A 14,445-nucleotide genomic window follows, 5' to 3' on the forward strand; every position below is an offset into this window, starting at 1 on the left:
CTATTCAGGTTTCTTGCCCAGCGCCTTGGGCGCCCACGCCGTCACCGCCACGGCCTTGCCGCCTTGCGAACGCATCAGTCGCGGCTTGACCACCTTAGCGATTTCGTCCGCCACGCCGGCGGCATCGCCGCCCTTGGCCGCCTTGGCGACATCGACATAGTATTTGACCATGGAAGCCAACGGAATTTCCTCGTTCGGCCCCTTGTTCATGGCGGTTGCCACCGCCGGATGTTCGTTGAGCTTACGGGTCAATTGGTCGGCGGTCTGCGAGCCGAAGCGACGCCAGATCCCGCCCAGGAAATGCGACACCTGATCGGGCAGTGGATTGGGATCAAGCATGGGCGGACGACCATAGGCCAGGGCATGGAAAACCGTGGGCTCGACCGGACCGAAGGTGTCGGTGACGAACGTCGCCGGCATCAGCTTGCGCCCCGGATAGGCCACCGAGTAATAGGCCTGGGCCAGAAAAATCAGGCGGTGCAGCTTTTGCGGCTGGATATATTCGTTGTCGTTCAAGGCTCTGTCGCTGAACCACAGCACCACGTCGAAACAGGATTTCACCGCGAACGGCATGCCATTCTCCTTTGCTTGGCCATGATCATAACGCCGCCTTTGGCGGTGGCAAAGTGCGCTGGGATGATTACAATAAAACCAGCTGAGGAAAGGATGGACGATGCTGTTCGGGGAAGTGCGAATCGATGAAGCCGAGGGGCTGATTTTGGCCCATTCCCTGCGCCTTCCCACCGCCATGCTGAAAAAAGGCCGTCTGCTGTCCCCCGCCGACATCGCCTTGCTGAAACAAGCGGGGATGAATTTCATCACCGGCGCCCGGCTGGAAGACAATGATCTGGGGGAAAATGACGCCGCCCAAGCGGTGGCCGACGCCTTGTGCGGCCCCGGCGTGCAAAGCAACGGCGCTTTCGCCGGCCGCTGCAACTTGTTCGCCACCCAAGGCGGCGTCGTGGTCATCGACCGTGACCGCCTGGATCGGCTTAATCTGGTGGACGAAGCGGTGACCGTGGCCACCGTGCCGCCCTTCGTCATCGCCCGGCCGCGACAAATGATCGCCACCATCAAGATCATTCCGTTCGGCGTCAGCCGCCATACCGTCGACGCCTGCGCCGCCTATGCCTCGACCGGTGGGCCGCTGATCAGCGTGCGGCCGATGAAACCGTTCAATGCCGCCTTGATTCTGACCATCCTGCCCGGCATCCGCGACAAGACCTTAAAGGCCGCCGCCGCCGTTACCCGCGCCCGCATCGAAGGATTGGGCGGCGCCGTCGCCGCCGAATACCGCTGTCCGCACGACATCGGTCAATTGGAACGCTGCCTGACCAAGGCGCTGGCCGCCGGCCATGATCTGGTGTTGATCATCGGCGCCTCGGCCACCGTCGATCGCCGCGACGTCGCCCCCAGCGCCTTGGAAAAAGCCGGCGGCAGCATTGATCATTTCGGCATGCCGGTCGATCCCGGCAATCTGCTGTTGCTTGGCCATGTCGGCGCCGTGCCGGTGGTGACGCTGCCCGGCTGTGCACGTTCGCCCAAGCCCAACGGCCTGGATTGGGTGCTATCCCGCCTTGCCGCCGGGGTGTCGATCAAGCCCGCCGACATCATGCGCATGGGGGCTGGCGGTCTGCTTAAGGATTTGGGCGGTCAAGTCAGCACGGTATGGCCGGGGATTTCCACCCCCAACGCCATGCCGCACGCCGCCGCCATCGTCCTGGCCGGCGATAGTGACGCCGCCCCGGCGGTGGAAACGGCGCTGGCCGCCGGTCTTGAACCGCTGGTGGTGGTGGCCTCGAACAACAGCGACGCGGCCGAGGAAAACCTGCCGCCCTGCGATATCCGATTGCTGCGAAACGACGACAACCCGTTTGCCGCCGGCCTTGCCGCCTTGCCCGACGATGTGGAGGCGGTCCTGATCTTCGCCCAAGGGGCAACCATTTCGGTGACCAATGTCGGCGACATGCTGAAGGCGCTGGAACCGGAAGAAGGCCGCGCCATCATCACCGCCGGCGATTCGTGCCTGATCCATTGCAGCCATTTCGCCGCCACCTCATTGGCGACGCTGCTGATGGATCACGCCGAACAGGTGCTCGACCTGCCTATTTCCGCCAAGCCTTAAGCCGCTTGGCGGCGCTGACCATTTCGGCGGTGGCGCCGGCAAAGGAAAAGCGCAGGGTATGGCTTCCGGCCAGGGGATCGAAATCCACCCCCGGCGTCACCGCCACCCCGGTTTGCGCCAGCATGCGCCGGCAGAATTCGGCACTGTCATTGGTCAGTTCAGCCACATCGGCATACAGATAAAAGGCGCCGTCTGATGGCGCCAGCCGGCTAAAGCCGGCCGCCGGCAATTCGTTCAGCAGCACGTCGCGATTAGCGCGATAGACGGCGACGCGATCATTTAGTTCCTCGGTGCAGTCGAACACGGCGCAGGCCGCCAACTGGCTGAGAGTGGGGGCGGAAATGAACAGGTTCTGCTGCAAGCACTCGACCGCGCGGACCAGATCGGCCGGCAAGACCATCCATCCCAACCGCCACCCGGTCATGGCGTAATATTTGGAAAAGCTGTTGACGATCACCGCATGCTCGCCGGCGCCGATGGCCGAGCCGGCGGCGGCGCCGTAAACGATGCCATGATAGATTTCATCGGAAATCAGACGGATGCCCCGCCCTTCGCACCAGACGGCCAAAGCCGCCACTTCGGCCGCCGACAGCATCGAGCCGGTGGGATTGGATGGTGACGCCACCACCACCCCATCCAGTTTGCCCTCGACCTGTTCCAGCGCCGCGACGGTCAATTGCCAGCGCGATGCTTCCGCCACCGGCACCAAGACGCATTCAATGCCAAGGGCGGTCAGGATGTTGCGATAGGCCGGATAGCCCGGCGCCGCCACCGCCACCCGATCACCGGGATTGAAAGCGGCCAAGAAGGCCAGCAAAAACCCGGCGGAAGAACCGGTGGTGATGGCGATGCGGCCAGAATCGACCGCGACGCCGTGGACATCGCGGTAATGGCCGGCGATGCGCTCACGCAGGCGCGGCACCCCGAACGCCTCGGTATAGCCGATGGGGTCGCTGTCCAGCGCCGCCTTAGCCGCCGCCAACACCCGCGCCGGAGCCTGACCCGAGGGTTGCCCCACTTCCAGATGAATGACGTCACCGCCTTCGGCCGCGCGCTGATTGGCGGCACGCATCACATCCATGACGATAAAGGGCGAGATGGCCCCGCGTCCGGCAACCTTGAAAGCCATGGATCAGTCCCTGCCCACCACGACGGCCATGCCGGCGCCACGCGGATCGGCCTCGACCTGACATTTGCCGAAATTGGGCCGACCGGTGTCGCAGCGCAAGGCGTTGACGCGCGACGGCATCGCCACCGTCTTGACCTGATGGCCACGCTTGGTCAACGCCGCCTCGCCGGGGCTGCCTTCTTCCACGAACAAAATATCGGGATTGCCGGAATGATGCAGGCGCGGCGCGGCCAAGGCCTGTCCCAGCTTGACGCCGCCAAGCTGGTTTTCCAGCAAGACCTGGGTCATGGCGCTGGCGCCGGTGACGCCGCCACTGGCGGCGGCGGCGAAGCGGACTTCCTGCACATGCGGATTGATGACCATCACCGGTCCCACCGCCGGCGGGCCGCTATTGACCCCCGGCGCCGCCGCCATGAAGATGCCGGTGCCCGACAGCATGCGGCCGGTGCCAAACAGACCATAGGTGGTCACGTTGCAGGCGACGCCATTGCCATCGCCATCCAAGACGACGAAGCTGGAGGCCGGAAGCGCGTCATTGGGGCGATCCCCCTGCACCGGCTGATGCCGATCGGGGTCATAGCCGGTGGCCAGGGCCTTGCCGGTCTCGGCGTAAAAAGCCGGCTTGGCCGATCCGTCCGCATTCATCCAACCGCCGCGTTCGGCGAAGGCGCGGGCGGAAATTTCCGCCAGCAGGTGCGGCCGTTCCTCCACCGGGGTTTTTTCCCACCGGTCTTCCAGCGCCGCCACCATCCGCGCCGCCACGGCCCCGCTCACCGCCGGCGGCGGCGCGAAGTGAATCACCTCGTCGCCATGCTTGACGGTCTGGGTCGGGGTAAAGTTGGGCCGCATGTTGATCAGATCGGCGGTGGACAGGGTGCCGCCGGCATTTCCCACCGCATCGGCCAGGGATTGGGCGAAGGAGCCGTTATAAAACTCGCCGGGCGAGCGACGGATGCGGGCATAGACCGCGGCAAGGTCGTGCTGTTCGAAGCTTTGTCCTTCGACCAACAGCCGGCCGCCGGGGAAAAACACTTGGCGGGCGACCGGGTCGTTGGCCAGCAAACGGCCACCGATGGCAAGGTCGGCGGCAAAGGCCCGCGATACCGGGGTCCCCAGGCGGGCCAGCTTTTCGCCTTCGCCCAACAGGCTTTCCCACCTGAATTTGCCATATTTGGCGTGTAAGGCATAGAAACCGCGCACCGCGCCGGGGACGCTGGTCGCCAATCGGATACCGGCGGCGCCGCTGGCGGCGCGGGGAAGAAAATCCACCACTTCGGTGATCTTCTTCTTTTTGTCGTGCACCAGACAGACACCGCCGCCGCCCAGGCTGGCGGTGGAAGGCTGGGTCACGGCCAAGGTGAAATACAGGGCGACAGCGGCATCGGCAGCGGTGCCGCCGGCCGACAACACGTCACGGGCGACAACAACCGCCTGTGGCTCGTCGGCGGCGACCAAACCGCCAAAGCCCTTGACGTAACCGACGCTTCCCACGGCGCGCGAATCGCCGCATGCTGCAAGTCCCGCCGTCAAGGCCAGCGCCAAGGCGACCCTTGGCCCCAAGGCGGAGCGATAAAGAGACCGACCGACCGACGGAGTATGGCTTTTGCTCACGCGCTTGTTCCTTTTGGCAACCCTGTTTCTGACCCTGTCGGCTTCGGCTGGGCAGGCCCAGCAGCAGCAACGACGCAGCTTCATCCGCGACGCGGAGGTGGAAAATACCATCCGCGCTTACTCCGCGCCACTTTTCCAGGCGGCGGGCCTGCCTCCCGAATCCGTTCGCCTGCATCTGATCGTCGATAACAGCCTCAATGCCTTTGTCGCCGGCGGATTGAACATGTTTTTCCATACCGGTCTGCTGATCCGTTCGGAAACGCCCAATCAACTGATCGGGGTCATGGCCCATGAAACCGGCCACATCGCCGGCGGCCATCTGGCCCGTTTGCAAGATGCCGCCGGCAATGCCTCGACCGAGGCGCTGGTCGCCATGCTGCTTGGCGCTGCCGTTGGCGTCGCCTCGGGTCGTGGCGATGTCGGCACCGCCATCGCCCTGGGCGGCCAAGACGTCGCCGTGCGCAATTTGCTGACCTATAGCCGCATGGAGGAATCCTCGGCCGATCAGGCGGCGGTCAAATATCTGGACAGCACCCATCAATCCGCCAAGGGCCTGCTGGAATTCTTCGAAGTGCTGGGCGATCAGGAATTGCTGATCACCACCCGCCAGGACCCCTATGTCCGCACCCACCCCCTGACCCGCGACCGCGTCAACTTCATTCGTGATTATGTCAGCCGCTCCCCTTATAGCGCCAGCCCCAGCCGGCCGGAATTCGCCGAAATGCACCGCCGCATGCGGGCCAAGCTTTTCGCCTTCCTTGAAGCGCCCAGCCGCACCTTGCTGCGCTATAAGGAAAACGATCAAGCCATCGAAGCCCGCTATGCCCGCGCCATCGCCTATTACCGCAAACCGGATATGGACAAGGCGCTGCCGTTGATCGACGGCCTGATCGCCGAACGCCCCAACGACCCCTATTTCCATGAACTCAAGGGGCAGATGCTGTTCGAGAACGGCCGCGGCGCCCAAGCCATCGCCCCTTATCGCAAATCGGTGGAATTGTTGCCCGACAACGCCTTGCTGCGTATCGGCCTGGCCCAGGCGCTGATCGAACAAGAAGATCCGGCCATGCTGACCGAAGCACAGCAATTGCTGTCGCTGGCCACCCACCAAGAACCGCAGAACCTGACGGCTTGGCGGCTGATGTCGGTGGCTTATGGCCGCGAAGGCGACGAAGGCATGGCCGCCTATGCCATGGCCGAACAGGCGCTGCTGGAAAGGCGCGACACCGACGCCGCCTTCCTGGCCGGCAAGGCCGAACGCCTGCTGCCCAAGACCGGCACGGTGTGGCTGCGCATCCAAGACATCAAGGAACAAGCCTCCATCAACACCCCCGACGACAAGCGAAAGAAGTAAGGCCCCTTGCCCAGCCCCAAAGCTTCCGCCAATATGCCCACGCATTCCGATCCAGGAGTTTTTCAACAGATGATCCGCAACACCTTCGCCGCAATCCTGCTTGCCTCGGCCGCCACTTTGGCCGCCCTGCCCGCCCAGGCCCAGGAAACTTTTGACGCCAAGCAGACCGATGCCGTGCGCAAGATCGTGCGCGATTATCTGATGGAACACCCCGAAGTGATCGGCGAAGCCATCGAATCCCTGCGCGAGAAGATGCGCGCCCAGGCGGAAAGCGACGCCAAAAAGGCCATCGAATCGCGCAAGGATGAAATCTTTAGCGACGTCAACGACCCGGTTGCCGGCAATGCCAAGGGCGACGTCGTCGTCGTCGAGTTCTTTGACTACAACTGCCCCTATTGCAAGGTGGTGCTGGACCCGATGATGGAAGCGGTCAAGGCCGACGGCAAGGTCAAGGTGGTCTTCAAGGATATGCCGATCCTGTCGGAAGATTCGTTGACCGCCGCCCGCGTCGCCCTGGCGGCCAAGAAGTTGGGCAAGTATGACGACGTCCACCGCGCCATGATGAAGTTCCGCGGCAAGCTGGACGAAAAGACCATCTTCCGTCTGGTGGGCGAGGCCGGCGCCAATGTCGACCAGATCAAAAAGGAAATGATGGCCCCCGAGATCGAAAAGCAGATCCGCAAGAACATCGAACTGGCACACGCGCTGGACATTTCGTCCACCCCCAGCTTCGTCGTCGCCGGCGCCGACGGCAAGGCGGCGCGCACCATGTCGGGCGCCATCGAAGGCCAGGTGTTCAAGCAATTGTTCGACATCACCCGCAAGGGCGGCCGCCTGACCGGCGCCAACTGATCGGCGGAAGGAAACAAAAAGGCGTCCGGTGTGAACCGGGCGCCTTTTTTCATGATCAAACCCAGGAAGTCCAAACCGTGATGCCTTGAATATGCATCACGGTCTCGGCTTTTGCGTGCCCCTGGCCGGGCACCCCCTCGGGGGCTTGGCCGCTCGTTCAACCCTGGCCAAAGCAACGCGCCTGATGGAAGCTGCGTTGCGTTAAGCCGCCGGCAGCGCCGCCGGAACAAAACCGGCCGAGACGATGGCGCGGACCTTGTCGAAGGCCTTGACCTCGATCTGGCGGATACGTTCGCGGCTGACGCCGTGGCGTTCCCCCAATTCCTCAAGCGTCAACGGCTGGTCGCGCAGACGGCGTTCGATGAAAATTTCGCGTTCACGCTCGTTCAGGCTGTCCAGCGCCGTGGCGATCAGCTTGCGGCCCTTGGACAATTCCTCGCGCTTGCCATAGCCGATTTCTTGGTCGTCGACATCGTCGGGCAACAGCTCGATAATTTCAGTGCCGCTTTCCCCCACCGGCATGTTCAGCGACGAATCACGCCCGCCCATGCGGCGATTCATATTGATCACATCGGTTTCGGACACGTTCAATTCGGTGGCGATGGCGGCGACGTCGGCGGGGGCCAGTTCCACCTGATCCAGCAGCCGCAGCTTGGTCTTGATCTTGCGCAGATTGAAGAACAGCTTTTTTTGCGCCGCCAGGGTGCCGATCTTGACCAACGACCACGAATTGAGCACGAATTCGTTCAAGGACGCCTTGATCCACCACATGGCGTAAGTGGACAGACGGAACCCGCGTTCGGGCTCGAATTTCTTCACCGCCCGCATCAAGCCCAGATTGCCTTCGGAAATCAGGTCGGCCATGGGCAGGCCGTAATGACGGTACCCCATGGCGATCTTGGCCACCAAACGCAGATGGCTGGTGACCAATTGGTGGGCGGCTGCGGTGTCTTCGTAATCGATCCAGCGCTTGGCCAGCATGTATTCCTGCTGCGGTTCCAAGACCGGAAAGTCACGGATTTCGCGCAGATACTTGCTTAGGCCGCTGTCGTCAGCGGAAAAGGCGGGCACAGTGGCACGCATGGCGGTCCTCCCAACAGAGCAACACATTTGGCCCACCTTGAACGTCGGTCGGGCCGATCCCTGGAAACAGCCTTTTAAAAAGCACTGCCTCGCTACGAACATTATGACAACCTGAGTGATACAGGTCAATATCAACAGCCGAATACCACAGTAATTTAGTCGGAGCCGTCATGAGCAAACCCCGCCTTGTCCTCACCCGCCGTCTGCCGGACCCGGTGGAGCGGGAAATGGCCTCCCATTTCGCGCTTTTATCCAACCAGGACGACCAGCTTTTGTCCTCGGCCGAGATCGTCGCCCGCGCCCAGGCGCACCACGCCGACGGCCTGCAAATCACCCTGACCGATCGCCTGGATGCCGCCGCCATCGCCGCCTTGCCCGACACGGTCAAGATCATTTCCACCTATTCGGTCGGCACCAATCACATTGACCTGGAGGCAGCACGGCACCGTTCCATCGCCGTCGCCTTCACCCCCTTGGCGGTGACCGAGGCCACGGCCGATGTCGCCTTGTTCTTGCTGCTGGCCGCCTGCCGCCGCGCCCACGAATTCCAAATGCAATTGCGCCAAGGCCGATGGGGGGCCTGGAATGCCTGGGAAAATTTGGGCTGGGATCCCGGCGGTCAGATTCTGGGACTGGTCGGCTTGGGCCGAATCGGCCAAGCCGTGGCCCGCCGCGCCCGCGCCTTCGGCATGGAAATTCATTACCACCAACGCCGCCGGGCGGACCAGGCGGCCGAACTGGGCGCCGTCTATCATGCCAGCCTGGAATCGCTGTTCCGGGTCAGCCGCTTCGTCTCGCTGCACACGCCAAGCACACCGCAAACCCTTGGATTCATTAATGCCAATAGCCTGTCCTGGCTGCCCCAGGGGGCTATTTTCATCAATACCGCCCGGGGCGATCAGGTCAACGATTCGGATTTGATCGGCGCGTTGCAACACGGCCGGGTTGCCGCCGCCGGCCTGGATGTTTTCGCCAACGAACCTTCTTTCGACCGTCGCTATCTGGACCTGCCAAACGCTTACTTGCTGCCCCATATCGGGACTTCGACCGAACAGACCCGCGCCCGCATGGGCCGCGATTCGATCGCCAATTTGTGCGCATTTTTCGCTGGCGCCCCAATGCCTTGGCCGGCCTGAGCCCATCGATAAAATTATCTGAAAATTTCATTAAATCTGCCCGTATCTTCACTGGCACATTTTGTCACAATCGTGCTACCTATAACCGAAGGGGTATATCCTTATTCACATAAACGACGTTTCCGGAAGCCAACCGTGATCGAGAACACAGCCCAAACCCGCCGCCGCCTGCCTCGTTCCGAGCGCGAAAAGCTGATTGTCGATGAAGCGATCCGCTTTTTCGCCGAAGTCGGCTTCGAAGGTCAAACCCGTGCCCTGGCGAACCGCCTGGGCGTGACCCAGCCCTTGCTGTATCGCTATTTCCCCGACAAGGAATCGCTGATCGACCGGGTCTATGCCGAAGTATTCGTCGGCGGCTGGGAAAACGGCTGGACCGCCTTGCTGTCAGACCGCTCGCGCCCATTGCGGGATCGTCTGATCAACCTGTATGTCAGCTATAGTCAGGCCAATTTCAGCTATGAACGGGTGCGCCTGTTCATGTTCGCCAGCCTGAAGGACCGCGAGATCGCCAATCGCTATCTCAGCTTCATCCGCGAAACGCTGTTTGTTCCGCTCATTCACGAAATCCGGATCGAGGCTGGGCTGAACAACCAGCGCCCGGTATCCGAATTCGAAATCGAATGTGTCGCCGGCCTGCACGGCGCCATCGGATATGTCGGCATGCGGCGCTGGATTTATAACGCCCCGGTCCCGGACGAAGTGACCAAGGTCATCACCAGTCTGATCGCCACTTTCTTGCAAGGGGCGCCCGCCGCTTTTGCCGCATTGGCCGCAGATCCCGCCACCCATTGACCGGCGATTCAGGGTGCCCCCCTTGAGCCGGGGGGGATGCGGGCGAAGACGGCGATCCGTGTCGCCTCGGCGGCATCGACCAGAACCGCCATCCGCGCTTTGCCGTCATCGCCGTGACCGCCGCGGCAAGCGTCTTCCATGGCGGCAGCGCACTCCGCCAAACGAACATAACCCAGATTAGCCGCGCTGCCTTTGATGGAATGGGCGACAGCGGCGGCTTTGCCGTGATCGCCATCGCCGAGCGCGATTTCCACCTCATTGACCTGTTCAGACAGCGAAGCCATGAAACTGTCTTGCAGCCGCCGAAAATATTCCTCGCCCAAGGCATCGCACAATTCTTCGGCCATCTCGGCGTCAATCAGCGGCGCCACAGGGGCCGGGGGCGTTTCGGCTTCCCCGATCGTCGTCAGCGCGCAACGGCCTTGCCAACGCGATAACACCGCCGCCAATCTTTGGCGGTCGATGGGCTTGGAAATATAATCATCCATGCCGGCGGCCAGGCAGGCATTGCGGTCTTCATCCATGGCATTGGCGGTCATGGCGATGATGGTGATGCGCGATACCGGCCCGGCCAGGGCGCGAATCGTCCGGGCGGCAGTCAGCCCGTCCATGTTGGGCATCTGCATGTCCATCAACACCAGATCATACTCGCCCTGCTGAACCTGGCTGACCGCTTCGGCGCCATCATGGGCGACGTCGGCGCGATGGCCGAGTTTGCTCAGCAGCCCCACCGCCACCTGCTGATTGATGGCGTTATCCTCGGCCACCAGAATGCGCAAGGGACAGGGCGGCGTCGCCTCTGTCCCCCGTGCCGCTTCCGAGTGAAGCGGCGCCAGCGGCATCAGACTGTCAAGCAACTGACTTTGCCGGACCGGTATATCAAGAACCGCCGACAATCCCAGCCGGCGCCGGTCATCGGCGCCGATACTGGCGGGATCGCGGCTGAGCAGGATCAATTTCAGCCCGACCAGGGCCGGATCAGCGCGCAAAATACTGGCAAGATCGCGGCCGTTCATATTGACCATTTCGGCTTCAATCAGGGCCACCGCGAAAGGCTGGTCCGATTGCAGGGCGGCACGGGCGGCAGTAAGCCCCGCCAGGGCATCGGCGGCGCATTCAACCTGCGCCCCCCACTCATTCAGGCATTGGCCCATGGTCTCGCGCATTGCGGGATCGGCCGCCACGGCCAAGATGGACAGGCCCTCCAGCGCGTTGCCCTGGGTTTCCAAAGCCATCTGGGCATCGCCCAACCGTAACGGAAACTGGAACCAAAACGTGCTGCCCTGCCCAGCCCGGCTGTCAAAGCCGATATCGCCGCCCAGGGAGTGAACGATGCGTTGGCAGATGGCCAAGCCCAGGCCGCTGCCGCCGAATTTACGAGCGGTCGACGAATCCGCCTGGGTGAAACGGCTAAACAAGCGTTGCTTGGCTTCATCGGCGATGCCGATGCCGGTATCGGTGATGGCGAAACGCGCCGTCACCGAAACATCGTCACGGGGCGCCAATTCGACGGCGATGGCCACCGTGCCGGCTTCGGTGAACTTGACGGCATTGCCGGCCAGATTAAGCAAAACCTGGCGCAATCGCCCGGCGTCACTGACGAAAACCCCTGACCCGCCGCGCGGCACGGCGAAGGTCAGCTCGATGCCCTTGGCCTTGGCCCGCGGCGCCAGGATATCGACCACCCCTTCCACCAACGGCGTCAACAGGAACGGCGTATCCTCGAATTCCAGCTTGCCGGCTTCCATCTTCGAGAAATCAAGAATGTCGTTGATGATGGTCAGCAGCGATTCGGCCGAAACCCGGATGGTGTTGGTGTAATAGTTTTGTTCCGACGACAAGCTTGTATCCAGCAACAGGCTGGTCATGCCGATGATGCCGTTCATCGGCGTGCGGATTTCATGGCTCATGGTCGCCAGGAAATCGGACTTGGCCATGTTGGCCTGTTCCGCCGCCAGCTTGGCGGCGATCAGCGCCTGTTCGGTTTCCTTGCGCGGGGTGATATCGCGGAAGGCATTCACCGACCCGGTCAATTGGCCATCTTGGATCAGCGGCATGGAGGCAACCTCCATGGGAATGACCTTGCCGCTGCGATGACTGAAATATTCCTCGCCGCTATAGGGCTGGCTGCGGCTGACCGCTTGGAAAACCGGGCATTGGCTGATTGGCAAATGGTCGTTGACGGCATGGGAATGGAACAAGGCGTGGGCCTGATGCCCCAGCATCTCCTGTTCCTGATAGCCCAAAACCGCGCAAGCCGCCGGATTGGCCAGCACGATCAAACCATGATTGTCCATGACGAACAAACCATCGGCCATGGTGTCGGTAATCGCCTTCAAACTGGCCCGTTCATGCTCCAGCGCGGTAGAACTGCGTTGCAAACGGCCGAACAAAACACAGGCCGCCGCCAGCATCAGCGTCGCCACCGCCAACGAGACGACGAATTCGCGAAAGATCAGGGCGGCCAGCGGCGCCGGGCTATAGGAAATCACGTAGCCCGCCTGCCGCCCGCCGACATCGGTGACCGCCACCAGGGACACGGCATAGGTCAGACCATCGCTCACCGCCTTGACGGTAAAGGTTTCGCCGTCACCCATGCGGCGGATCACCGCGGGCATGGCGGCCAGTTCGGCGTTGATGCGCTGGGCTTCCCCGGTCAGGGCCGGCGGACTGTCGGCCAGCCGCACCCCCGGATCCTCGACCAGGAAATCTGAACTTAGGGCCGAAGGCTGATACAGATTGGATTGACTGGCGAATAAAATGCTTTCGACCACGTCGCGGCGGACGACAAAGGCATATTCGCGGGTGGCGTCCAGTTCGGCCATGGCGTTGCGGATGGCCTTGAAGGTCAGGCTGGTTTCGACGCTGCCCAGATGGCGGCCGTCGCGGGCGATGGGATGGACGAAGCGAAACCCCGAGGCGATGCGCCCGGCCTCGAACCCCTGAACACTGCGATACTCGGTATTGGCGATGCGGACCGACGGCCGAACATCGAACAGCGGGTCGCCGAAACGATCGGGCTGATGGAACCGCAAGAAGCTGGTCCCATCGGGCAAATGGAAGTGCAATTGACGCAGATTGCGCTGCTGCAATTCCCGATACAACGGATAAAGCGTTCGGTACAGCCGGCCGCGCAGCAGGGCTTTTTCCTGATCGTCGGCGCTGTTGGCGCGGTCAAGGATATCAATGACCTCGGGCTTGGCCACCAGATCGAAATAAGACAGCTCCATGGCCAGACGGTACATTTGCAAGCTGGAGCGATAAGCGGTTTCCAGCACCGCCGTGTACTGGGCGAAATGCTGCTGTTCCTTGTCCAGCCGCACCATGTTGAGGAACAGCACGACCAAGGCTTCCAGCACGACAAAGACAGCGAGAATGCGGCCCATCCCCCAACATCCCCAATCTGGACTTAGAAATTCCCGTTATTGGGAATGCTCGCCGTGCGGCGCAGCCGACGCAGGCCGTCATAATCGCCATCAAAGGCAGCGACGCTGCCGCGACGGATGTTGTCGCCCCAGCCCTTGGCGGTCTCGGCATCGACGGCGACCAGGGCGTCGCGCAACTGGGCCATACGTTCCGGGGAGACCGTCTTGGCATTGGCGACCAGGGCGAAACCGGGCAACGGCCCCGATTCGGCGACCACCACCAGGCCCATATGGGCGTATTTCTTGCCGATCGCGGTTTTCAGCCCGCCCAGATCGAATTCGCCTCGGGTTACCGCCAGGGCGACTTCGTCATGCTTGTCGAGATAGCGGTACAGATTGTCTTCCAGTCGAGACCCGGCCTGACGCAACAAACCATCGGTGGACAGATAGCCGCAGGTGGAAAGGGGTTGGGTCAGGGCCACCTTGCGGCCCTTGAGGCGGGCCAGATCGGGCTTGGCATCCGCCGGGGCGACAATGGCGCAAGTATAGGTGGCGCTGCCCGAGGCTTCCTTGAAATGGACCAGCGGCGTAGCGGCGGCGACGCGATCACGCAACGTCAGGTAAGGCAGCGGCCCCAGATAGGCCAGATCCAGCGCGCCGCTTTCGAACTTGGCCAGGATTTCAGCGTAATCCGAGGAATAATCAATCTTGATCGAGACCCCCAGCCCCTTTTCCAGGTAGTTCAGCATGGGCTTGACCTGCTTGACCACGGTTTCCGGGCTCTCCATCGGCAGGGGGGCGAAGGTCAGGGTTTCGCCATGCGCCGCGTTCAGCCCGGCAATGGCGAAAGCCAAGGAGACCGCCAATCCACGCAAAACCATCACATCCTCCCGCCATATATGGATGAGAGAGCATATATCGCCAAAGATTGAACAACGTTTGCGGGTCACATGAACCGACCATAAACGGGACCGTTCCGGCGCCAAACCGGCGGGCCG

Annotated in this window: 11 protein-coding genes; 5 read left to right on the forward strand and 6 right to left on the reverse strand. The window is 62.3% G+C overall.

Features of this window, described 5'->3' with window-relative positions:
- Positions 1-573 (reverse strand): hypothetical protein, encoded by a 573-nt coding sequence (locus KEC16_RS07675; RefSeq protein ID WP_211547508.1) that lies wholly within the window; start codon positions 571-573, stop codon positions 1-3.
- A 100-nt stretch (positions 574-673) separates the two neighbouring features.
- Here KEC16_RS07675 and KEC16_RS07680 point away from each other — a divergent pair, with 100 nt between their 5' ends.
- Positions 674-2,125, forward strand: coding sequence for a 4-diphosphocytidyl-2C-methyl-D-erythritol kinase (locus tag KEC16_RS07680; protein ID WP_211547510.1), 1,452 nt, complete (start codon positions 674-676; stop codon positions 2,123-2,125).
- On the opposite strand, the gene KEC16_RS07685 is transcribed toward KEC16_RS07680, so the two are convergent.
- Together KEC16_RS07685 and KEC16_RS07690 are read right to left on the reverse strand one after the other, a co-directional pair.
- Positions 2,106-3,254, reverse strand: coding sequence for a pyridoxal phosphate-dependent aminotransferase (locus tag KEC16_RS07685; RefSeq protein ID WP_211547512.1), 1,149 nt, complete (start codon positions 3,252-3,254; stop codon positions 2,106-2,108). The two genes, KEC16_RS07680 and KEC16_RS07685, sit on opposite strands and share 20 nt — an antisense overlap.
- A 3-nt stretch (positions 3,255-3,257) precedes the next feature.
- Positions 3,258-4,865, reverse strand: coding sequence for a gamma-glutamyltransferase (locus KEC16_RS07690; protein WP_346344050.1), 1,608 nt, complete (start codon positions 4,863-4,865; stop codon positions 3,258-3,260).
- Between KEC16_RS07690 and KEC16_RS07695 the strand changes: the two genes are divergently transcribed.
- Together KEC16_RS07695 and KEC16_RS07700 are read left to right on the forward strand one after the other, a co-directional pair.
- Complete coding sequence (locus KEC16_RS07695; RefSeq protein ID WP_211547516.1) at positions 4,858-6,219, forward strand: M48 family metalloprotease; 1,362 nt, start codon at positions 4,858-4,860, stop codon at positions 6,217-6,219. The two genes, KEC16_RS07690 and KEC16_RS07695, sit on opposite strands and share 8 nt — an antisense overlap.
- A 69-nt stretch (positions 6,220-6,288) precedes the next feature.
- Positions 6,289-7,071: a DsbA family protein gene (locus KEC16_RS07700; RefSeq protein WP_211547518.1), complete on the forward strand. Its 783-nt coding sequence runs from the start codon at positions 6,289-6,291 to the stop codon at positions 7,069-7,071.
- A 201-nt stretch (positions 7,072-7,272) separates the two neighbouring features.
- On the opposite strand, the gene rpoH is transcribed toward KEC16_RS07700, so the two are convergent.
- Positions 7,273-8,154, reverse strand: coding sequence for an RNA polymerase sigma factor RpoH (gene rpoH / locus KEC16_RS07705; RefSeq protein ID WP_211547520.1), 882 nt, complete (start codon positions 8,152-8,154; stop codon positions 7,273-7,275).
- A 170-nt stretch (positions 8,155-8,324) separates the two neighbouring features.
- On the opposite strand from rpoH, the gene KEC16_RS07710 reads away from it, so the two are divergent.
- On the forward strand, positions 8,325-9,290 hold the full coding sequence (locus KEC16_RS07710) for a 2-hydroxyacid dehydrogenase (RefSeq protein ID WP_211547523.1): 966 nt from the start codon (positions 8,325-8,327) through the stop codon (positions 9,288-9,290).
- A 135-nt stretch (positions 9,291-9,425) separates the two neighbouring features.
- Positions 9,426-10,082, forward strand: a complete 657-nt coding sequence (locus tag KEC16_RS07715; protein WP_346344051.1) for a TetR/AcrR family transcriptional regulator — start codon at positions 9,426-9,428, stop codon at positions 10,080-10,082.
- A gap of 8 nt (positions 10,083-10,090) precedes the next feature.
- Here KEC16_RS07715 and KEC16_RS07720 read toward each other — a convergent pair whose 3' ends face one another.
- Positions 10,091-13,468 (reverse strand): response regulator, encoded by a 3,378-nt coding sequence (locus KEC16_RS07720; protein WP_211547525.1) that lies wholly within the window; start codon positions 13,466-13,468, stop codon positions 10,091-10,093.
- A 23-nt stretch (positions 13,469-13,491) separates the two neighbouring features.
- Positions 13,492-14,328 (reverse strand): PhnD/SsuA/transferrin family substrate-binding protein, encoded by an 837-nt coding sequence (locus KEC16_RS07725; protein ID WP_211547527.1) that lies wholly within the window; start codon positions 14,326-14,328, stop codon positions 13,492-13,494.
- Positions 14,329-14,445 lie beyond the last annotated feature (117 nt).

This window comes from Magnetospirillum sulfuroxidans (assembly GCF_018224925.1).
Classification (GTDB): Bacteria; Pseudomonadota; Alphaproteobacteria; order Rhodospirillales; family Magnetospirillaceae; genus Magnetospirillum; species Magnetospirillum sulfuroxidans.